Consider the following 22,161-nt stretch of genomic DNA (forward strand, 5'->3'; position numbering starts at 1 on the left):
GGTCAACCCGTTGGAATACTATCTCAATAATCGTAAGTAAATACAAACGTAGCGCCGTATACGGAAAACCGTACGTACGGTGCAACGGGAGGGTCGAGCCGCTAACGCGGCTCACTCTACCCTATTCAATAGTTGGAATCTTCAGGCTCTTCTTCGTAAACCTGTGCTTTTTCCTCACCGGTCAATACACGCAGGGCACCCTGAGCCAGCGCAATCATCTCACGCTCACCCGGAATCACCGCAACCGGCGCGATCCAGCCGACATAGGACTTGATGGCATCGGTAATATCCTTGCCATAGGCAATGCCGCCGGTCAGAATGATGACATCCACATCACCCTTGAGCACAGCTGCCAGAGCTGCAATGTCCTTGGAATGCTGGTAAACAAATGCTTCCTTGATCAGGGCGGCTTTCTTGTCACCTTTCTCAATCATCTTGTTGACTTCACGCATATCGGCAGTGCCAAGGTAAGCAACCATACCAGCATCACCAACCGCATGGCGCATCATAGCATCCTCTGTCGGATACTTGCCGGAATAGCACAGATGAATCAGATCACCGACCGGAACGCCGCCGCTTCTTGTCGGAGCGAAGGCACCATCACCATCCAGACCATTATACATATCAATGATCTTGCCTTTGCGCAGCACAGCAGTTGTGCAGCCGCCGCCCATATGGGCAACCACAGCATTGATCTCATTGAACTTCTTGCCAATGGACCTGGCATATTCTCTTGTGACAGCACGGATGTTCAAAGCATGGATCTTGGAACGTCTGGTGATATCCGGCATACCGGAAATGCGGGCAACATCCTGCATTTCATCAACAGCGGTCGGGTCAACGGTATAGGCCGGAATGCCCAGCGGATCAGCAATCTTCTTGGCCAGCAGAGCACCAAGGTTAGCCGCATGGTCACCATGCAGGGCAATGGTCAGATCATGCACGATGGCATCATTGACAATGAAGGTGCCGGCTGGGATCGGATGCAGATAACCGCCTCTGCCAACACAGGCATCCAGCTGATGAATATCATAGTTCTGCTCTTTCAGATAGTTCATGATGACCTGATAGCGGAAATCCAGCTGGTCGATGGTCTTCTTAAACTTCTCGATCTCAGATACCGGATGGTCCAGGCCGACTTCCATAACTTTTTCTTCATCTTTGAAGATGGCAATCTTGGTGGAAGTGGAGCCAGGATTGATGACTAGAATGTTATAAGACATATATTATCCGTTCACCTTTCTCATATGTTCTGCTAACAGGGCAGCCAGGGCAATGGAGTATACCTTGGTTTCCTTGGAATCTGACCGGGATGTCAGAATGACCGGTGCAGCTGTGCCGACCAGGACATTGCCGTTCTTCAGACCCGGTACCATGTGTACCATTGTCTTATAGACCAGGTTGCCGGCATGAATGTCCGGGAACAGCAGAATATCTGCCTTACCGGCAGCCGGACGGTCTTCAGCACCCTTTTCCTTGGCAGCTGCAGGATACAGGGCAATATCCAGACTCAGCGGTCCATCCACGACACAGCCCTTGATCTCGCCGGCCTCATTGGCCTTGCGCAGCTCATCCGCATCCACGGTGCATGGCATCTTCGGATTGACGACCTCAACAGCAGCCAGCGGTGCTACCTTCGGGTTCTCTACGCCGCAGGCATTGGCAACATCGACATCATATTCAATGATATGCTTCTTGTCTTCCAGTGTCGGATACGGAATAAAGGCAACATCTGACAGGAACAGCAAACGGTCAATACCCGGTACTTCAAAGACACAGACATGGGACAGCGGCTTGCCGGTACGCAGGCCGACTTCCTTGTTTAATACAGACTTCAGGAAATTCTTGGTAGGCAGAATTCCCTTCATATACATATCTGCTTTGCCATCATGAACAAGCTGCACTGCTGTTAACGGTGCCTTGTCACTGTCCGGTTCATTAATGATGGTGAACTGGCTGCAGTCCATCTTGATTTCATTGGCAATTTCACGGATCTTTGCCTCATCGCCGACGAGAACGGCATCGATGATGCCAAGGTCATGAGCCTCCTTGACAGCCTCGAGAACCGCCGTGTCCTGTGCACAGGCAACACTCAGTGTCTTGCGGCCGCAGGAAGAAAGCTTTGATAACAGCTCCTGAAAGTTTTTCGCCATAATCTTATGTAACAGCCTCCTTGTTTACTTTTACAGCATGTGTATGTTAACATATTCACATGATAGATTCAAGGCAGGAAAGCCCTTACACAGAATGCATTGATGATCTTTTCCATATGATGATCAATATTCAAGAGGGAACCTGCCTTTTAAGGGGGCATTTTGATGAAAGCAGTCTATTCTGGCACATTTGATCCGATCACAAATGGCCATATGGATATTATCGAGCGGGCAAGCCGCATGTTTGATGAAGTGACGGTTCTGATCATGCGCAACGTAAACAAGAAGTGCCTGTTTACCGAGACAGAGCGCCGTGATCTGATCGTCAGAAGCCTTAAGACACTGCCGCAGGTGCACAATGTTTCGGTCGTGATTGGTGAGGGCTTAACAGTCGATATGGCCAGACAGCTGGGTGCAGTGGCAATCGTCAGAGGCATCCGGGCCGTATCTGACTATGAATATGAACTGAAACAGGCAACGGCAAACATGATGCTCAATCCGGATGTGGAGACGATGTTGATGATTGCAAGGCCGCAGTATTCATTCCTATCTTCCTCGGTTGTAAAGGAGATTGCACTCAATGGCGGTGCGATCACCGGCATGGTTCCAAAGGAAATTGAGAAAGAGGTCATGCAGGCTCTGCAGGAGCAGATGAAACAAAGTCAGAAATAAATGAAAAAGATTTAGAAATTTGCAGAAAACGAGAAAATTTAATTGACATTTATTTTCATCAGGCGTAAAACAGAGACACAAGCGATGAAGGGGAGAAGTAAGCAGAAGGCGGATCCAAGTGAGTCGAAGAACAGTGAGAACTTCGATATTGCGCATTGCTGAAAGAACACCTCTGAGCCTCGGACCGAAATGAAAAAAGTAGGCTCCGACGGGAGCAGACCGTTATCTGATTGACCCCTGATGATTGTCAGGAGACTAAGCGATTGATCAAGTGATCAATAATTCTGGGTGGCACCGCGGAGTACAGTCCTTCGTCCCAAACATGGGATGAGGACTGTTTTTTCATCGGGAGGACATGAATCATGTGTGGATTGTTAGTAACAACAGATCCTGCCACCAGCAGGGAAGCATTTGAAAAGGGATTAAGAAGACTGCAGGACCGCGGTCCGGATGACAGCCGCATCATTACGACAGAACAGGGCATGCTGGGATTTGACCGTCTGGCCATTATGGGTCTGACCCCGGCAGGCATGCAGCCATTCAAGCTTGATGATGACCTGGTCATATGCAATGGCGAAATCTATGGCTTCCGCCCCATCAAAGAAACACTTTCTGATAAATATACATTCAAGTCCGGCTCGGACTGTGAAATCATTCTGCCTCTGTATAAAGAGATGGGGACCGCCATGTTCTCTCTGCTGGATGCAGAATATGCCATGGTGATCTATTCTGCAAAAGATGGCTGGATCGCATCCCGTGATCCGATCGGCATCCGTCCTTTGTTCTATGGCTATACAGCAAACGGGAAGATCTGCTTTGGCTCCACCGCTGCATCTTTACAGCCGATTGCACAGCGTATCATGCCATTCCCTCCGGGAACCTATTACAAAGATGGAAAGTTTGTTCCCTATACCGAAATCTGGAAGCCGATGCATGTTGGCAAAGAGTCACTGGAAGAGGTATGCGGCACCATTCATGATCTTCTGATTGACGGCGTATTGAAGCGGATGGATGCGGATGCTGAAGCTGGCTATCTGCTTTCCGGCGGCCTGGATTCTTCCCTTGTCTGTGCCATTGCCCAGCGCCACTCAAAAAAGCCGATCCGTACGTTCTCCATCGGCATGGATACCGATGCCATCGACTGCCGCTATGCCCGTGAAGTGGCTGATTTCATCGGCAGTAAGCATACCGAATTCCGCATGACAAAGAGCGACATCCTGGAAGCACTGCCGGAAGTAATCCGGATTCTTGGCACCTGGGATATCACCACCATCCGGGCATCTCTGGGCATGTACCTGCTGTGCAAGAAGATTCATGAAACAACCAACATCAAGGTTCTGTTTACCGGTGAAATTTCCGATGAGCTGTTTGGCTATAAATATACGGATTTTGCCCCGGATGCGGACAGCTTTGAAAAGGAAGCAGAGAAGCGCATCAAAGAACTGTATATGTATGATGTGCTGCGGGCAGACCGCTGCATTTCCTCCAACTCCATGGAAGGCAGAGTGCCGTTTGGTGATCTTGCCTTTGTGCGCTATGTCATGGGCATCGATCCGGGCATGAAGATGAACACCTACCACATGGGCAAGTACCTGCTGCGCCATGCCTTTGAAAAGGATAACTGTCTGCCTCATAACATTCTCTTCCGTGACAAGGCTGCCTTCTCAGATGCTGTCGGCCATTCCCTGGCCGATGATCTCAAGGCATATGCAGCTGAATGCTACACAGATGAAGAATATGAGCAGAAGCGGAAACAGTATTCCTACTGCACGCCGTTTACCAAGGAATCACTGCTGTACCGGGAAATCTTTGAGAAGTTCTATCCGGGTGAAGCAGATATGATCAAGGATTTCTGGATGCCGAACCGCAGTTGGAAAGGATGCGACGTGAATGATCCAAGTGCCCGCTATCTGTCCAACTATGGTGCCAGTGCGTATTGATGCATCAGAACAGGGGGAGTGAGAAATGCTGAAGATCAAGATTACACAGACCAAGTCATTTAAACCAAAGCCGAAGGATGAAACCCAGCTTGGCTTTGGCAAATACTTTACGGATCATATGTTCCTGATGGACTGGGATGCCAAAAGAGGCTGGCATGATGCCCGCATTGAGCCATATCACAGCTTTCAGCTTGATCCGTGTGCCGGTGTATTCCACTATGGTCAGGAAGTGTTTGAAGGTATCAAGGCATATCGGACAAAGGATGACAGGATTCTTCTTTTCAGACCATGGGACAACGCTGAACGCTTTCAGAAGAGTGCCGAAAGAATGTGCATTCCGCCTGTGCTGCAGTCAGACTTCATTGATGGCATCAAGGCACTGATTCAGATTGACCGTGACTGGATTCCCCATCGGTTTGGTACATCACTGTATCTGAGACCATTTATTATTGCGACCGGTACCGGCTTTGGCGCTAAGGCAAGTTCCACATACCGCTTTGTCATCATTGCCAGTCCCAGCGGCTGCTACTATGAAAACGGACTGGAACCAATCAAGGTCTATGTCGAGGACAAATACATCCGCACTGCCCCGGGACTGGCAGGCTATGCCAAGTGCGGCGGCAACTACGCTGCCAGCATGAAGTCGATGGCCAAGGCCAACCAGCTGGGCTATGATCAGGTGCTCTGGCTGGATGGCATTCATCACCGCTATGTCGAAGAAGCAGGCTCGATGAATGTGTTCTTCCTGAAGGACAATATCCTGTATACAGCGCCATGTGAAGGTACGATCCTGGATGGTGTGGTCAGACGCAGTGTAATCACCCTTGCCAAAGAGCAGGGCATTGAGACAAAAGAGGCTCACATTGATATCGATGATGTCATGAAAGATGGTAAGGATGGAACTCTGCAGGAATGCTTTGGTACAAGTACGGCTGCCTTGATTGCTCCGATTGGCGAACTCCGCTATCATGATGAATCCGTCACGGTAGCAGGCGGCAGGATTGGTCCTGTTTCCCAGCAGCTGTATGGCAGACTGAGCGGGATTCAGTGGGGCAGGGAAGAAGATCCCTACAACTGGACCGTTGAAGTGGCAAAGAAGCCCGCATAAACAAAAAGACAGCGATCATACGCAATCATAGATATAGAAATATTGGGAGCGAAAGCTCCTTTTCATGTTGTATGCAGGCAGTGTACAGATGTTGTTCACATTCAGGCACTATATTCATCATTGCAAGGAGGACATACAAACATGAAAAAACGTAAGATCCTGAGTGCAATGCTGGCAATGGGAATGCTGGCAGGCAGTTTCTCAACCGCAGCTGTACTGGCAGATGATCAGCAGCCGAGTGGAGGACCAGGTGGATCTGCACCACAGGGTAATCCGCCCGATGGAGCTCCGGGTGGAAACGGCGGAGGCGGTGGTGGAAGCTCCGCTGTTACTTCCTGGGATGCTGTCAACGAATACTCTTCTGATACCGAGGAAAGCGATGGGACATATACTTCTACCGGTACGGATGAAAATGCCATCCATGTCAGCGGCGGCAATGTTGTTCTGCATAATCCAACCGTAACAAGAGACAGCTCTGAGAGCTCAGGCGGAGACAGTTCCAGTTTCTATGGTGTTGGTGCGGCAGTATTAACAACTGATGGTACTTCCTACATTGATGGCGGTTCCATCACAACCACTGCCAATGGTGCTGCCGGTGTCTTTGCCTACAGCAATGGCACTGCTTATGTCGGCAATACGACGATCTCAACAAGCGGGGATACGGCTGGCGGCATTCATGTCGCAGGCGACGGCAAGCTGTATGCTTACAATCTGAATGTCACAACCCAGGGTGAAAGCTCTGCCGCGATCCGTTCTGACAGAGGCGGCGGCACGATGGTTGTGGATGGCGGTTCCTATACAACCAATGGCACCGGTTCCCCAGCAGTTTATGTCACCGCCGATGTGACGGTGGCCAATGCCGATCTGACGGCCAACAACTCGGAAGGTGTGTGCATTGAAGGTCTCAATACACTGCGTCTGTTCAATTCCAATCTGACATCTTCGATGCAGGATCTTTCTCAGAATGACAGTACATGGTCCGTGATTCTCTATCAGTCCATGTCCGGTGATTCTGAGGTTGGTACATCCAATTTCTACATGGTTGATGGCACATTGAATTCCACAAATGGCGGTCTGTTCTATACAACCAATACAGAGTCCAACTTCTATCTGGAGAATGTCAAGATCACACAGAGTGATGATGCGGAATACTTCCTGCGTGTCTCTGGCAATAACAACCAGAGAGGCTGGGGTACATCCGGATCCAATGGCGCGGATACAAACTTCACTGCCAACGATCAGGAAATGAAGGGTGATGTCATCTGGGATTCCATTTCCCAGCTGGATTTCTACATGGAAAATGGTTCCACATTAACAGGTGCTGTCCTGGATGATGAAACCTATGCCGGCAATGGCGGCTCTGGCTATGCCAATATGTACATTGACAGTGGCTCCACATGGATTGTCACAGGTGATTCTACCCTGACCAATCTGTATAATGCCGGTACGATCAAGGACGCCGATGGCAATACTGTCACGATCAAAGGTACAGATGGTACAGTCTATGTACAGGGCACAAGCTCCTATACGATCACGGTTTCCAGCTATTCCACAACTGTGGATATGAGCGGTGCCATCAGTGGTGTCAGCTATGATGATTACAAGGTGGCTGCACCAAGCCAGCTGGCTTCTGTAACCACGACAGCTGTATCTACAGCTTCTGCATCAGCTTCTGCCACTGCCTCTTCTGCAGCAGAAACAGCCAGCACAAAGCAGAATGTTTCTGCTAAGACCATCATAGTGATTGCGGCCGTTGTGGCAGCTGCGGGTCTGGCTGTATATGCAGTCATGCATAAAAAGAAGGGCTGAGTAAGCAAGTAATGAAATGAGGAGAACTTCCGGTATTTCCGGACGTTCTTTTCTTTTTGGAGTCCTGGTTTACACTGCATTAACAATGATGAGATTTCTGCTTTACCCGTCTCTGTTATGCTGGGGCAGCATTGCAGAAAAGCAGGGAAAAGAGGATTGTGAATGCAGAAAGCGCAAACCAAAGAACAGCAGATGAAACAGATTCTGGATGAGCAGCTGATTTACCCTGTGTATCAGCCCATTGTCTCGCTCAAAGATGGCAGTGTGTTCGGTTATGAAGCACTCAGCCGGATTCGTCTGGAAAACTGCTGTTTCAATGTGGAGGAGATGTTTCATCTTGCCGAACAGATGAACTGCCTGTTCCGTCTGGAAGCCATCTGCCGCAGTAAATCCATTCAGGGGGCAGCCCATCATCCCTTTGGCCGCAAGCTGTTTATCAATGCGGCACCGGAAGTCATCAATGACCAGCAGTTCCGTACTGGCATGACGCTGGAATTTCTGGAAGAATACGGTCTATTGCCATCGGATGTGATCTTTGAAATCACGGAGCGCACCTCTATTACCGATATGCATACATTTCTGGATGTAATCCGCCACTATACAGAGCAGAACTTCCAGATTGCCATTGATGACTTCGGTGACGTTATGCCGGCATCAACCGTGTCTGTGCATTGTCACCGCATTTTATCAAACTGGATATCGGCATGGTGAAGAATGTGGATACAGATCCTTTGCGGCAGATGATGATCAAAGGCATCATCGAATCCTGTCAGAAATATTCGATCCGGGTCATTGGCGAAGGTGTGGAAACCAAAGAAGAACTGCATACACTGATCTCACTTGGTGTTGACTTTGGCCAGGGATATTTCCTGCAGAAACCTGATCCGGAAATGAAGGATCTCAAGGATGATGTCAAAGGTCTTATCTGTCAGTACAACAGTGAGGTAAATCCCCAGCGCACCAATATGTTTCTGTGGGATGAAATCGGCACAATCGTACACAGAGAACAGCCGGTGCTGGCAGAAGAATCGGGCGAAGTACTGTATCAGGCATTCCACCATGACCATTCTCTTTCTGAATTCTGCGTGGTTTCCAAAGACAGCCATGTCGAAGGGCTGATCACCAGAAGACGGCTGATGGAAACATATGGCGGCCTGTATGGATACAATCTGTACCGCCGCAGCACAGCAGGCAGACTGGTAGAGAAAGATGCTTTGATTGTGGACTGCAAAGAATCCATTAAAACAGTTGCGGCAAGAGCACTGGCAAGACCAAAAGAAGCGGTCTATGATGCCATCATTGTTACAAACAAAGGCAGATATCTTGGTATAGTAACCATGCAGGATCTTCTTGAGACAACAATCTCCATTCAGGTCAGCCAGGCCCGCAGTGCCAATCCTTTGACCGGTCTGCCCGGCAACAATATCATTCATGCCCAGCTGGAAAGTGTCATTCATGATGAAAGCAAAGCAGTTGTATATTTCGATCTGGATAATTTCAAGGCATACAATGACAACTATGGCTTTCAAAATGGCGACAAAATGATCCAGCTGATGGCAGATTGTATTCAAAGTGCCTGCACAAATGAATTCATCGGCCATATTGGCGGCGATGACATGATGTTAATTGTAGATCAGGATAAAGCAGAGATAATCGTAACAGAGATTCTGCATGCATTCCGCCTGCATGCCATCCATCTGTATTCCCGGGAAGATCAGCAGCGTGGCTGTATCATTGCCAAAGACCGTGAGGGCAGCCAGAAACAGTTTCTTTTGGCTTCGCTGTCCGCTGCAGGTGTGGATATCACACCGCAGATCACAAGTGTGGAAGCCCTGATGCAGAAGATCACAACTGTAAAAAAGCTGGCAAAGGCAGTCCGCGGAAACAGCTTTGTCTACATGAAAAAAGGGTATGATGTGCCTGTGCAGGTCATACCCGGAAAATAATAGAAATCAGGCAAGATGGGCTTTCTGCAGTGCCTTGACCAGAAAGGGAATGACTATCAGGTCAATGACAATGGCCGGTGCCGTGGAGATAAAGTAAGCTGTGATCCAGAGATTGAAGGAATAGCTGGAAACAAGCAGTGCCGTAATCAGACCGCCGGCAATACGGCCCAGGATCATGGCTGGAATCAGGGCAAGATACATGGAAGACATCTTCCGCTTATCTGCCTTTTTCATGATCAGGCCAGTCACAAGGCCATACACACCAAGCTCGGCCATCATGGCCAGTGGTCCGATCTGAGGCAGACCATTGATCAGATAGGACAAGGCAGGCGTGACAATTCCACATACAAGACCTTCCCAGGGACCAAGAACAAGTCCGGCAATCAGGACCGGAAAGTGCATTGGTGAAAACATAATCATAAATGGTACGCCAAACAATGAACGGCATACTGTCACAATCACAAGGCCGATGGCAATCATCAGCCCTGTCAGTACGATACTTCTTGTTTTATGCATAAAAACATCCCCTTTGAATTCATTATACAAAATATTGCAGGTGATGCATGACCATTGCATTTCAAAAACAAACCTGCTATAGTTCCGATAGTTAGAAAAGACTAACTAAGGAGAAAGATATGTATCCAGAGATTGCAACAGCAGTGCTGCTGGTAGCTGGATTTGTTACCCTGCGGCACACCGTAAGAGAAAAGGCCGGTTTATAAAAACCGGCTTTGTTTTGGCCTGGCAGTGCTGTAGGATGATAGCAGGAGGAAGCTTTTATGGATTGGCTGAGGGAGCGTTTTGAAGCAAACATGGAAAGACATCCCGGTGTATCCTGGCAGCAGGTTGAAAAATGGCTGAAAGATCATCCTGAGGCAAAAGAAAGTCTGGACTGGATGGAAGAGTCTGGCGGTATGCCGGATGTGGTCAGATTATCGGATAATGTGATTGGCTTTGTGGACTGCAGTGAAGAGGTGCCAGGTGGCAGAAGAAGTCTTTGCTATGATGAAAAGGCACGGCTTGCAAGGAAAAAGAATGCACCGAGTGACAGTGCAGTGGCACTGGCGCAGCGCCATGGACTATCTCTATTAACGGAAGAAGAATATTTCCAGCTGCAGGAAGTTTCCAGTTTTGATCAAAAGACAAGCACCTGGCTGTTAACACCAGAAGAGCTTCGTGAAAAAGGCGGTGCCTTATTTGGCAAAAAACGCTATGGCAGAGTATTCATCTATTATAATGGTGCAGATTCCTATTATCAGGCCCGTGGATTCCGCTGCATTCTCAAGATTTCCTGATAAATGTTCACAGTAATTCTCTTCCTGCTTTGATACAATGAATCCTGACTACTAAGGGAGAATCAGATTGCTATGGAACAAAATGAACAAGGGCAGAGTGTGCTGCATTTCAGTCTTCTGGATGGTTTTTTCTGGGCATTTTTTGCCTGCTTTTCCGGCATGGCAGGTGCCTATTTTTTATCCTGCGGCATGGCCAATACCGCATTGAGCATTACCCTGGCAGGCTATATGCTGGGCAGCTTTCTTGGCAGTTTTCTGCTGGGAAGGCTCTGCGATCATCTTGCCAGCAACCGTAAGGTTTTTCTGCCGGTATTTGCCATTTCTGCACTGGTATCTTTCCTTTCCTTTTTCCTGGCAAAAACAAATCTTGTTTTGGCGGCCATTCTCTATATCCTGTTTGGCTTTCTGTGCCTGCCTTTAGGATCCAGCCTGGATGCCTGGATGTTACGAAGTTTTCAGAATGATGGCGGCAAATACGGCCGGGCAAGATCCTGCGGTTCAGCATGTTATGCCTTTGCCATGTTAATCATGGGCATCTGGGTAAAGAAACAGGGCTATGATGTTATGCCCATTGCCATGGGTGTTCTTGCCATTTTGATTTTGATCTTTGCCATCCGTGCAAAGGAGATGCCATATCCCAAGACAGTATCTGAAAAGAAACAGGCTGGCATGAAGGATCTAATGCACATACAACCCTACATCTTCCTGCTGGCAATTATCCTGCTGTGCGGACTTTCGGTTTCCCCGATCAATAATCTCAAGATTGTCATTCTGAAGAGTGTCGGCGGCGATGTCGGCATCCTGGGACTGGATTCTTTTATCGGTGTCATGATTCAGGCATTATGCATCATGATGGCTGGCCCCATGCAGAAGATCAACAGCCATCTGCGGCTGGTGCTGATGAGTGTTTCACTTCTGGCAAGCATGTTACTGATTGTCTTTGCCATCAATCCGGCAATGGTCATTCTCAGCACATGCTTTGTCAATCTCAGCTATGGACTGATGCTTGTCACACAGCGGCAGATTACAGAAGAATCCGTCATGCCGGATCTGCGCACAACCGCACATTCTCTGTGCGATACGATGTATTCCGGCGTCTCCGGCACCATTGCCCTGATGTATTCCGGTGCCATGATGGACCACCTGGGCGCAAAGAGCCCGGCTGTTCTTGGCCTTTTCCTGACCGGTGCAGCAGTGATCATGAGCCTTGTGCCAATGCTGAAAAAGAGGAAATAATAGAAAATTGATACTTAGTCATGAAAAATAAGAACCAGAATATCAGAACAAGCAGTACTTGGTCAGAGATCTGTATTACAGTGATCTGCAGCCGTATGTTGTCAATGAATCTGATTTTTATGATCGGATCAAGGACTATCTGGATGATGACAATGAGAATTCAGAGATTCCGGATTTGGATCTGAAGGAGTATGTTTCTGATGATCTGCAGGGTCTGAGCCGATACCGGACATCAACACCAATCAAGGCAGAAACAGAAGAGCAGAAGAATACGTTGAAAGATATTCTTTCTGATTTTGAATTTGAAATTGCCTTTACCAAAAGCTCTGGTGCATCAGCACAGCTGCAGTATGTGCAGAAGCTGCCTGAACCTGTCTCATTTACGCTGCTGAGTGATGGCAATGCGATTGCCGTGGAATAAGGTTTTGCTCTGCGATCATACGAAATCCTGGTTTTGTATGTTCGAATGTGAACACATTAGATGAAATTGATTTGGAAATGATTCATAATGCAGATAGAGAAAGAGTTTTCTTTCCAACAGTATTGTTCAAACGATATGGAATGTATCAGAAAGGAGCGTCAGAGGACGTATGAATGAAGAACAGCTGAAACGTATGGAATCAGGAAAGGGATTTATTGCTGCACTGGATCAGAGCGGCGGCAGTACGCCGAAAGCATTGAAGACGTATGGTATCGATTCTTCTGCCTGGCATAATGATGAAGAAATGTTTGATATCGTACATCAGATGAGAACAAGAATCATTACTTCACCATCATTTACAAGTGAGCATATTCTGGCCGCAATTTTGTTTGAGAATACGATGAACCGCACCATTGATGGTCTGCCAACGGCGGATTATCTGTGGGAGCGCAAGCATATCGTGCCGATTCTCAAGGTAGATAAGGGACTTGCCGAGGAGAAGGATGGCGTCCAGCTGATGAAGCCGATGCCGCAGTTGGAAGAGCTGCTGGATTCTGCCGTCAAGCATCATATCTTTGGCACCAAGATGCGCTCTGTGATTCATGAAGCTAATCCGAAAGGCATCAAGGATATCATTGACCAGCAGTTTGAAGTCGGCATGCAGATTGGACATCATGGACTTGTTCCGATTCTGGAGCCGGAAGTAGATATCCACTGCCCGGAGAAAGAAAAGGCAGAGGAACTGATGAAGGCAGAGATCATGAAACATTTGAAAGATCTGCCAAAGGAATGCAGGCTGATGTTCAAGGTGACCATCCCGAGTGTTGATAATTTCTACAGTGATCTGATGAAAGATCCTCATGTTGTCAGAGTTGTGGCACTGTCCGGCGGCTATTCACAGGCCGAGGCAAATGAGAAGCTGGCCCGCAACCATGGCCTGATCGCTTCCTTCTCACGTGCCCTTGCCCAGGATCTGCGTGTGAATCAGACCGATGAGCAGTTCAATGCTACCCTGAAGGACGCCATTGATAAGATCTACGCAGCTTCGATTGCCTGAAGATACACAGTTTTGCTTTGAACAGAGAACAGAGGAAGATGGCAGATGCCAGCCTCTGTTTTCTTATGCCTTTCATCTGTCTTTGGGAAACGATGGCAAAGGATTATAATAAGGGCAGCACCAGAAAGAATGGTGCCTGTGAAATACGAGAATAAAGATGGAAAGCACAGCAGTCTGGTGCTTTTTCCGTCTTCTGGGAGAATATGCATATGAAGAATCAGCAGTTAAAGAAGAAGGGTGTGCGCGTAGGTAAGAATGAGTCTGCCTATGAAGCGTTGAAGAAGAGTGTGCCGCACTGGATTCACCATACCGTGAAGGATCCGACCTATGTCGGCGGCATCAAATATCTGCCGGAATGTGACTGCTCGGAATGCGGCTATACCAGCAGCACGGAACATGATGTATGCCCGCACTGCGGAGCTAAGATGCACCAGCTTTCATGAGTGACAGGGTTTATATTGCCATTGATCTGAAATCCTTTTATGCCTCGGTGGAATGCCGCAAACGGGGGCTGGATCCGCTGCGCACCAATCTGGTGGTGGCAGATGTATCCCGCACGGACAAGACAATCTGTCTGGCCGTATCACCGGCCTTGAAAAGCTTTGGCATTCCTGGCAGGCCGCGCCTGTATGAAGTCAAGCAGGACGTAGATGATATCAACCGCAGACGGCGCATGGCGATCCATGGTGCACCGTTTCATGGTGTATCGACGGATCTGTATGAGCTGCAGAAGGATCCCTATCTCAAGCTTGGCTTTATTGCCGCAAAGCCGCATATGGCCCATTACATAGAGACAAGCACAAAGATTTATGATATCTATCTGAAATATATCTCCATGGATGATATCCATGTGTATTCCATTGATGAAGTATTCATGGATGTCACAGATTACATGGAAGCCATGCATCTGAGTGCAAGAGAGCTTGCTGTAAAGATGATTCATGATGTACTGAATGAAACCGGCATTACGGCAACTGCCGGGATCGGCACCAATCTTTTCTTATGCAAATGTGCCATGGATATTGTGGCCAAACATATCCCTGCTGATAAAGACGGTGTGCGGATTGCCTGTCTTGATGAAATGAGTTTTCGCAGAACCCTGTGGACCCATAAGCCATTGACCGATTTCTGGCGGGTCGGTCATGGCATTGCCAGGAAGCTGGAAGCCAACGGCATGTACACCATGGGCGATGTAGCCAGATGCTCGCTTGGCAAAGAAGATGAATTCTTTAATGAAGATCTGCTGTATTCCCTGTTTGGCATCAATGCCGAACTGCTGATTGATCATGCCTGGGGATATGAATCCTGTACGATGGCGGATATCAAGGGCTATGAACCTTCTGCCAATTCCTTAGGCGCAGGGCAGGTATTGATGGAGCCGTACAGCTATGAAAAAGCAGGCCTGATCGTCAAGGAAATGAGTGATTCCCTGGCTCTGGACCTGACAGAAAAACACCTGGTGACCTATGAGCTGTTCCTTGGCATCGGCTATGATGCGTCCTCTCTGCATGATGAGGACTTTGATGGTGAAGTGTCAAGAGACTGGTATGGCCGCAGAGTGCCGTCTTCTGTTCATGGCAGTGTGCGGCTTGCCTACCGTACCAACAGTGCTGCGATGCTGCGGAATGCTTTTTTCAGCCTGTATGAAAAGATCACCAATCCCTCCTTAAAGGTAAGAAGGGTGAATCTGACTGCACTGAATACAGTGGATGAAAGCAAAGCTGGCAAAGTTGTGAAGAATGAGCAGACCAGTCTGTTTGGCAGTCCATCTAAAGAGGCAGATGATGCGGCATTGAAGCAGGCTATGGAGAAAGAACACAAAGCGCAGCAGGCAATTCTGCAGGTACGGAAGAAATATGGTAAGAATGCTGTTGTCAAAGGCATGGATTTAGAAGAGGGCGCAACAGGCATGCAGCGCAATGCACAGATTGGAGGGCACAAGGCATGAGGCCGATTTCTTTGAATCAGAATGATCCTCACCGTTATGATGACATTCTCAATCTGCCTCATCATGTGTCAAAGAAACATCCGCAGATGGCCAGGCTGGCCAGAGCAGCACAGTTTGCACCGTTTTCTGCTTTGACAGGCTATGAGGAAGCAATTAATGAAACCGGCAGGCAGGTGGATGAAAAGCATCTGCCTGGTGCGGATGAGCAGGAGGAAATCAATGCTGTACTGCAGGAAATTGTACAGCTTGATCACCCGTATGTTTCTGTGTGTTATTTTGTGGCAGATGAAAAGAAAGACGGCGGCCATTATGAGGAAAAAGAAGGTGCTGTGCGCCGAATTGACAATGGCATGATAGAGTTTTCTGACCGCAGTAAGATTGCTATCCGTGATATCCGTACAATCAGTCTTCTGTAACCTTAAAAAAACCTTAAGATTATTGATTTCTTATGACACCTTGCTTTGACAGGGATATACTAACTGTCGTTGCGTGTGAGGTGTTCATGTCATATAACGTTAACGTTTACTTTATATACTTCCTGCCGGCACTGATGCTGGCCTATCAGCTGACACCGAAGAAGTTCCGGTGGTTCACGCTGTTAGCCGGCAGTGCCGTCTTTTTCTGGCTGATCAGCCATGAGCTGATTGCCTGGTGCATCGCTGCTGCATTGATCTGCTGGGCAGCTGGACTTTGGATGGAACATTTCCAGAAAAAGGCAGTTGACCGTGAAAGCCGGAAAAAGATGAAGAAAGCTTCCGGCAGAGTATGCTTTGCGGCAGGTTTTCTGATTGTGGCTGCCCTGGCATATCTGAAATACACACCATTTGTCCTAACAAACTTTGCGGCAATTACACATCATGATGTCACCATTCCCAAACTGCTTGCCCCGATTGGTATTTCCTTCTATTCCCTGCAGGCCATCAGCTATCTGCTGGATGTGCACTGGGGAAGAATAAAAGCAGAACACAATCCATTGAAGGTCATGCTGTATCTGATGTTTTTTGCGACGGTCATGGAAGGCCCGATGGGCAGATGGGAAGATGAAGCAGACACACTGTTTGCCGGCAATCCTATCACCGGTCTGACTATCACCACCGGCGGTGTCAGAATTCTCTGGGGACTGTTCAAGCGTATGGTCATTTCTGACCGCATGAATACGCTGGTCAATGAACTGTTCTCCGTACATGCGGAATATACCGGCATGATGATTATCTTTGCCGCTATTGTTGTCACCGTGCAGCTGTACCTGGAATTCTCCGGCACCATTGATATTGTCATTGGCAGTGCACAGCTTTTCGGTGTCAAACTGCCGGAGAACTTCCGCCAGCCGTTTCTGGCCCGCAATGCCGCGGAATTCTGGCGCAGATGGCATATCTCCCTTGGCACCTGGTTCAAAAACTACATCTTCTTCCCGGTTTCTACTTCCAAACTGATGAAGAAGTGGGGCAGATTCGGCCGCAAACACTGTGGAAAGTATCTGACCAATGTCGTGACCAGTGCCATTGCCTTACTGCCAGTATGGCTGCTGAACGGTCTGTGGCATGGCGGTGAGTGGCCTTACATCATGTATGGTGTCTACTACTTTGTCATCCTGCTGTTAGAAGTCATGCTCAAACCAGTGCAGGGCAAGCTGCTTGAAAAGCTGCACTGGTCAGAGAATTCTTCTGGCTTTGTCTGGTTCTGCCGGGTGCGCACATGGATTATCATCTGTCTTGGTGAAACCCTGTTCCGCTGCAGTACACTGGCACAGTTTGGCCACATGATGAAAGAACTGTTTACAGCACCGTTTATCTCCGGTTTCTTGACCAATGTCATGGATCTGAATCTGGACCTTGGCGATTATGCAGTCATTCTGGCCGGTATCATCATCGTTGCCATTGTGGATCTGAAGATGGAGAAGAATCCGGATCTGCTCACCAATGTGCCCCAGCTGTCTACACCGCGCCGCTGGGCCATCTATTACAGTCTGATCATTGCCATTGCTCTGCTTGGTGCCTATGGAGCAGGCTATGATCCGGTCGATCTGATCTATGCCGGATTCTAAGGAGGAACACAAGATGAAAAAAGTATTGCGAAATCTTCTGTTCTTTGTCATCCTGGCGGCTCTGCTGATCGTACCTGGAAAGATTCTGACCCCGAATTATCTGATCGAGCATAACCTTGTCTCAGGAAGAAATGCTGTCTACAGCGGCATTGCCAGTCAGGAAAAAGATTCCCTGGATATCATTGCCGTTGGTGATTCCCTTTCCTATAGTTCCATGAATCCGATGGAGCTCTGGCTGAAATACGGTTATACAAGCTATGACGGCGGTCAGCCCGGGGCTAAACTGCAGGAAACTGTCGAGGTTCTGTGGCTTGTCTTTCAGACACAGAAACCAAGTGTCATTCTGCTTGAAACAAACGGCTTTTTCCGCAAAGTCAAATCTTCTTCTCTTACACAGCAGAAGTCGGATCTTGCCGAGGCTATTTACAACACGTTTCCGATTCTGCGCTACCACAACTTCTGGAAGACATTGTTTACACCATTCTCTTCACAAAGCTTCATGGGCTTTTCCATCAACCGCAGCGTGAAAGCATATGACGGCGGCAGCTATATGGATGAAAGTCAGAAGGTGAAGAAAATTCCGGAGGCTAATATCGAGTCTCTGCATGCAATTGAAAAGCTGTGCAAAGAAAACGGTGCTTCATTGATTCTGTACTCAGCACCAAGTCCGAAAAACTATACAACAGCCAAGCATAATGCTTTGGAAGAGCTGGCTGCTGATGAGAATCTGGAATACATTGATCTGAATACAAAACTGAAGGAGCTGGATATCTCCTGGGATGTGGATACCCGTGATAAAGGCGATCATCTCAACTTCTTTGGTGCTGAAAAGACAACTGCATATCTTGGCAGCTATCTTGCGGACCATTACCATCTGCAGGATCACCGCAATGATGATGTGGCTGTGACATGGAATGATCTGGCCGCAAAGTATCTGAAGGCCAAGGAGGGAAACAATGCCTGAGAATATTCTTGATTTACTGGAAGAAACTGTATCGAAATACGGAGATGAAACGGCTGTATGTGATCCTGCCTCTTCATTAACATGGAATCAGCTGGAAAGCCATGCCAGAGGCATCGGCTCTGCATTGTGCAGAGAAGGTGCAGATACAGCCAATATGCCGGTTGCTGTATTTGCCGAGAAATCCTGTGCCATGCTGGCGGCAATGTTTGGTGCATCCTATGCCGGCGGTTTCTATGTGCCGATCAACCCGGAACAGCCTTCTGCCCGTATTGCCAGTATCCTGAGTGTTCTGGAACCAGCTGCTGTCATTGTACAGAAATCACTGCTTGATACATTGAACAATACCGGCTGGAAGGGCAGAACCTTACTGCTGGAAGATGTTTTTGATGAAACCGAAAACAAGTATCGTCTGAGAGAAAAAAGAACCGGTATCAATCGTGATACACCGTTGTACGGCCTGTTTACATCCGGCTCTACCGGCGTACCCAAGTGTGTGCTGATTTCCCATGGTGATGTACTGGATTTCATCGGCCACTTTACAGAAATCTTCCACTTTGCACACAGCGATGTTATTGGCAACCAGGCACCGTTTGACTTTGATGTTTCTACCAAGGATATTTACAGCTCACTTTCCACCGGTGCCAGAATGGTTCTGATCCCAAGAGAATATTTCTCGACACCGGCACGTCTGATTGATTATCTGATCGATTACCATGTGACAAGCCTGACCTGGGCTGTCAGTGCCCTGTGCATCATTTCCGGTCTGAAGGGATTCAGCTATAAAGTACCCACAGAGATTCATAGAGTGATGTTCTCTGGCGAAGTGATGCCGGCAAGACAGCTGGCGATCTGGCAGAAGTATCTGCCTGATGCTCTGTATGTCAATCTGTATGGTCCGAGTGAAATTACCTGCAACTGCACCTATGAAGTCATTGATCATGTGGTACAAAAGGGTGAAAAGCTCGCTCTTGGCAAGGTGTTCCCGGGCCGTAAGGTCATTCTGCTGGACAAGGATGGAAAGCAGGTCGATGAGATTGGCGCAGAAGGCGAGATTGCAGTTTCCGGTGAATCGCTTGCATTAGGGTATTATCACAATCCTGAGCAGACCAAAGCTCACTTTGTGATGCGGGATGGCGTGCGTACGTATCTGACTGGTGATCTTGCCATGATTGGTGAAGATGGAAAGATGTATTTTGCCGGCCGGCGTGATTTCCAGATCAAGCATATGGGCCACCGCATTGAGCTGGAAGAAGTGGAGCGCGGCATTGACAGCATGGATGGCGTGGAGCGCAGCTGCTGTGCCTACAATCAGGAAAGAAGCCTGATCATTGCCTATTACACTGGCACCATTGACAAGCGTGATCTGCATATTGCCCTCAAGAACAAGCTGCCTGTGTACATGGTGCCAAACCGTTTCGTACATGTAAAATCGTTTATTCTCAACAAGAATGGCAAGATTGACCGCAAACAGCTGACCAATCTGGAGGTGGTGCAATGAATAAGGAATGGCTGAAAGAAATGGAAAAGGAAGGCACACCTGCCTATGTGTTTGACCTGGATGTCTTCCGCAATCGGTTTTCCTATCTGCATAATGGTATTGGTACAGATACCGGTCTGACTTTCTCCATGAAGGCCAATCCCTTCCTGACCAAAGCAGCTGCTGAAATTGCGGAGCACATTGAGGTGTGCTCGTTTGGTGAGTTCTGTCTCTGCCGTCAGCTCGGTATCAAACAAGAAAAACTGCTTATTTCAGGTGTGTTGAAGAAGGAAGATGATACCAGAGAGATGGTATCGTATGGCAAAGAGAAGGCGCTGTATACAGCAGAATCACCGGATCAGATGGCAATTCTGAACCAGTGTGCAGAGCAGCTTGGCATTACCATCAAAGTGCTGCCAAGACTTTCCAGCGGTTCTCAGTTTGGCATGGATGCCGATACCGTAAAGAGCCTGATTGCCAATCGTGACAAGTACCCATATCTTGAAATCATTGGTATTCATTTCTTTTCCGGCACTCAGAAAAAGGCATTAAAGAAGCATTACAAGGAAATTGCGATGCTCGACGCTTTCCTGCTGTCAGTCGAAGCAGAGACAGGATATCATCTGCAGATGCTGGAATATGGCACTGGCTTTGGTGTGCCATATTTTGTGGACCAGAAAGAAACCGTCACCACACCCGAAAGTCTGGCCGAATTCAAGGCACTGCTGGCCGGTATGAAGTGGCAGGGTCATAAGAGTGTGGAGATGGGCAGAGCACTTGCCTATTCCTGCGGCAGCTATTTCACAGCCATTGATGATCTGAAGACAACCGATGGGGACAATTATGTCATCTGTGACGGCGGCATTCATCAGCTGCACTATGACGGCCAGCTGCGCGGTATGTATATTCCTGACATCGATGTCATTTCAAAGTATCCATCAGGTATGGAAGAGACCTATGCCATCTGTGGATCACTCTGTACAACCAATGACATTCTGGTATCCGGTTTCAGGCACAGCAAGCTGCATAAGGGCGATATTCTTGTGTTTGAAAATACCGGTGCCTATTCGTTCTATGAAGGCATGAGCCTGTTTTTGTCACATGAACTGCCAGTTGTCTGGCTTGCAGATCAGAATGGATTAAAGCTGGCAAGAGGCAGACGTGAAACATGGATGCTCAATGGCGATGGATGCGCTACAATAGCAGAGTAACTGGAGGAAATAATCATGGATCGTGTATTGGAAATTCTCAACGATATTGATGACAGTATTGACTATACAAAAGAAACAAAGCTGATTGATAACCATCTGCTGGATTCCTTTGCCATCATCTCTTTGGTTTCTGAACTGGAGGATGCCTTTGACATTGAAGTTGATGCGGCTGAGATGACACCGGAAAACTTCAACTCCGCAGAAGCCATCTGGAAGATGGTACAGAGACTGCAGGAAAACTGAGTTAGATCTGCCGGCATAAGCCGGCTTTTTTTGACATCCTGTGTGAATAAAGCTATATTAGTTAGTGCTATCTAACAGGAGGCACTATGCATACAAATATTTCGTTGAATACAGCAGATATTATTGTCATCATCCTGATTCTGGCCCTGATGGCAGGGGGTATCAGAGTGGTGTTTGGATTTTTCCATCCGCATAAGCATGAAAAGATCACATCCGATTACAACGGCCATGGCCAGGTCAAGCTCGTTCTGCAGGTTGACGGCATGATGTGCGGACAGTGTGAGGCACACGTTTCCGATGCCATCCGCAAGCGGTTTGATGTCAAAAAGGTATCTTCCTCTCATACCAAAGGAGAGACCGTTATTATTGCCAGGCATGATATTCCTGACACAAGCCTGAAGGAGGCTGTGGAATCCGCCGGCTATACGGTGACAGATATTGCCCGCTTCAATGCCTGAAAGATATATCATTATCAGCCAAAGCTGCTGCGTGAATGCATGGCAGCTTTTCATAGTGTGTCGGGCATGGCACACATCTAGCCTGCAATAGAGGCAGGCCGCGGGTATTTGTCGCCAAGCGAAGTGAACTACCAGCCGAGGGTGAATAACCCAGAGCGAAAGCAGTAGCTAGCATATTT

Annotated in this window: 22 protein-coding genes and 1 other annotated feature; of the genes, 19 read left to right on the forward strand and 3 right to left on the reverse strand. The window is 48.1% G+C overall.

Going from position 1 to position 22,161, the window contains the following annotated elements; translation table 11 throughout:
- Nucleotides 1-125: 125 nt before the first annotated feature.
- The gene (gene buk / locus SOI44_RS08465) at nt 126-1,223 is read right to left on the reverse strand and encodes a butyrate kinase (protein WP_331348779.1); all 1,098 of its coding nucleotides are present in this window, start codon (nt 1,221-1,223) and stop codon (nt 126-128) included.
- 3 nt (nt 1,224-1,226) lie between these two features.
- On the reverse strand, nt 1,227-2,153 hold the full coding sequence (gene ptb, locus SOI44_RS08470; protein ID WP_108774255.1) for a phosphate butyryltransferase: 927 nt from the start codon (nt 2,151-2,153) through the stop codon (nt 1,227-1,229).
- Nucleotides 2,154-2,318: 165 nt separating this feature from the next.
- On the opposite strand from ptb, the gene coaD reads away from it, so the two are divergent.
- From coaD to SOI44_RS08500, 6 genes are all read left to right on the forward strand, one after another.
- Nucleotides 2,319-2,825 (forward strand): pantetheine-phosphate adenylyltransferase, encoded by a 507-nt coding sequence (coaD, locus tag SOI44_RS08475; RefSeq protein WP_331348780.1) that lies wholly within the window; start codon nt 2,319-2,321, stop codon nt 2,823-2,825.
- Between the two features lie 75 nt (nt 2,826-2,900).
- Nucleotides 2,901-3,147: a binding site (T-box leader), on the forward strand.
- A 40-nt stretch (nt 3,148-3,187) separates the two neighbouring features.
- Complete coding sequence (gene asnB / locus SOI44_RS08480) at nt 3,188-4,765, forward strand: asparagine synthase B (RefSeq protein ID WP_331348781.1); 1,578 nt, start codon at nt 3,188-3,190, stop codon at nt 4,763-4,765.
- Between the two features lie 25 nt (nt 4,766-4,790).
- The gene (locus SOI44_RS08485; RefSeq protein WP_331348782.1) at nt 4,791-5,873 is read left to right on the forward strand and encodes a branched-chain amino acid aminotransferase; all 1,083 of its coding nucleotides are present in this window, start codon (nt 4,791-4,793) and stop codon (nt 5,871-5,873) included.
- 141 nt (nt 5,874-6,014) lie between these two features.
- Nucleotides 6,015-7,682, forward strand: coding sequence for a hypothetical protein (locus SOI44_RS08490; RefSeq protein WP_331348783.1), 1,668 nt, complete (start codon nt 6,015-6,017; stop codon nt 7,680-7,682).
- Nucleotides 7,683-7,844: 162 nt separating this feature from the next.
- Nucleotides 7,845-8,393, forward strand: coding sequence for an EAL domain-containing protein (locus SOI44_RS08495; protein WP_331348784.1), 549 nt, complete (start codon nt 7,845-7,847; stop codon nt 8,391-8,393).
- Nucleotides 8,387-9,628 carry a GGDEF domain-containing protein gene (locus tag SOI44_RS08500; RefSeq protein WP_331348785.1) on the forward strand — a complete coding sequence of 414 codons (1,242 nt, stop codon included), beginning with the start codon at nt 8,387-8,389 and terminating at the stop codon, nt 9,626-9,628. Before SOI44_RS08495 ends, SOI44_RS08500 begins: the two co-directional genes overlap by 7 nt.
- Before the next feature lie 6 nt (nt 9,629-9,634).
- Here the strand turns inward: SOI44_RS08500 and SOI44_RS08505 are convergent, their stop codons facing one another.
- Nucleotides 9,635-10,144 (reverse strand): ECF transporter S component, encoded by a 510-nt coding sequence (locus tag SOI44_RS08505; RefSeq protein ID WP_331348786.1) that lies wholly within the window; start codon nt 10,142-10,144, stop codon nt 9,635-9,637.
- Nucleotides 10,145-10,407: 263 nt separating this feature from the next.
- Here SOI44_RS08505 and SOI44_RS08510 point away from each other — a divergent pair, with 263 nt between their 5' ends.
- From SOI44_RS08510 to SOI44_RS08570, 13 genes are all read left to right on the forward strand, one after another.
- Nucleotides 10,408-10,923 carry a DUF4256 domain-containing protein gene (locus SOI44_RS08510; protein WP_331348787.1) on the forward strand — a complete coding sequence of 172 codons (516 nt, stop codon included), beginning with the start codon at nt 10,408-10,410 and terminating at the stop codon, nt 10,921-10,923.
- Nucleotides 10,924-10,995: 72 nt separating this feature from the next.
- Nucleotides 10,996-12,159, forward strand: coding sequence for an MFS transporter (locus SOI44_RS08515; RefSeq protein WP_331348788.1), 1,164 nt, complete (start codon nt 10,996-10,998; stop codon nt 12,157-12,159).
- A 58-nt stretch (nt 12,160-12,217) separates the two neighbouring features.
- The gene (locus SOI44_RS08520) at nt 12,218-12,580 is read left to right on the forward strand and encodes a hypothetical protein (protein WP_331348789.1); all 363 of its coding nucleotides are present in this window, start codon (nt 12,218-12,220) and stop codon (nt 12,578-12,580) included.
- Between the two features lie 169 nt (nt 12,581-12,749).
- Nucleotides 12,750-13,637 carry a fructose bisphosphate aldolase gene (locus SOI44_RS08525; protein ID WP_331348790.1) on the forward strand — a complete coding sequence of 296 codons (888 nt, stop codon included), beginning with the start codon at nt 12,750-12,752 and terminating at the stop codon, nt 13,635-13,637.
- Between the two features lie 209 nt (nt 13,638-13,846).
- Nucleotides 13,847-14,080, forward strand: a complete 234-nt coding sequence (locus SOI44_RS08530; protein WP_331348791.1) for a hypothetical protein — start codon at nt 13,847-13,849, stop codon at nt 14,078-14,080.
- Nucleotides 14,077-15,585, forward strand: coding sequence for a Y-family DNA polymerase (locus tag SOI44_RS08535; protein ID WP_331348792.1), 1,509 nt, complete (start codon nt 14,077-14,079; stop codon nt 15,583-15,585). Before SOI44_RS08530 ends, SOI44_RS08535 begins: the two co-directional genes overlap by 4 nt.
- Complete coding sequence (locus SOI44_RS08540) at nt 15,582-16,001, forward strand: hypothetical protein (RefSeq protein WP_331348793.1); 420 nt, start codon at nt 15,582-15,584, stop codon at nt 15,999-16,001. Before SOI44_RS08535 ends, SOI44_RS08540 begins: the two co-directional genes overlap by 4 nt.
- An 86-nt stretch (nt 16,002-16,087) precedes the next feature.
- Nucleotides 16,088-17,629 carry an MBOAT family O-acyltransferase gene (locus SOI44_RS08545; RefSeq protein WP_331348794.1) on the forward strand — a complete coding sequence of 514 codons (1,542 nt, stop codon included), beginning with the start codon at nt 16,088-16,090 and terminating at the stop codon, nt 17,627-17,629.
- 13 nt (nt 17,630-17,642) lie between these two features.
- Complete coding sequence (locus SOI44_RS08550) at nt 17,643-18,593, forward strand: hypothetical protein (protein ID WP_331348795.1); 951 nt, start codon at nt 17,643-17,645, stop codon at nt 18,591-18,593.
- Nucleotides 18,586-20,091 (forward strand): AMP-binding protein, encoded by a 1,506-nt coding sequence (locus tag SOI44_RS08555; protein WP_331348796.1) that lies wholly within the window; start codon nt 18,586-18,588, stop codon nt 20,089-20,091. The genes SOI44_RS08550 and SOI44_RS08555 overlap by 8 nt, the downstream gene beginning before the upstream one ends.
- On the forward strand, nt 20,088-21,281 hold the full coding sequence (locus SOI44_RS08560; protein WP_331348797.1) for an alanine racemase: 1,194 nt from the start codon (nt 20,088-20,090) through the stop codon (nt 21,279-21,281). The genes SOI44_RS08555 and SOI44_RS08560 overlap by 4 nt, the downstream gene beginning before the upstream one ends.
- 15 nt (nt 21,282-21,296) lie before the next feature.
- Nucleotides 21,297-21,524, forward strand: a complete 228-nt coding sequence (locus SOI44_RS08565; RefSeq protein WP_108774237.1) for an acyl carrier protein — start codon at nt 21,297-21,299, stop codon at nt 21,522-21,524.
- An 86-nt stretch (nt 21,525-21,610) separates the two neighbouring features.
- A complete protein-coding gene (locus SOI44_RS08570) occupies nt 21,611-21,982 on the forward strand; it encodes a heavy-metal-associated domain-containing protein (RefSeq protein ID WP_331348798.1) in 372 nt (123 codons plus the stop codon).
- The last annotated feature ends 179 nt before the right edge of the window (nt 21,983-22,161 follow it).

Source organism: Lactimicrobium sp. (assembly GCF_036453465.1).
Taxonomy (GTDB): Bacteria; Bacillota_I; Bacilli_A; order Erysipelotrichales; family Erysipelotrichaceae; genus Bulleidia.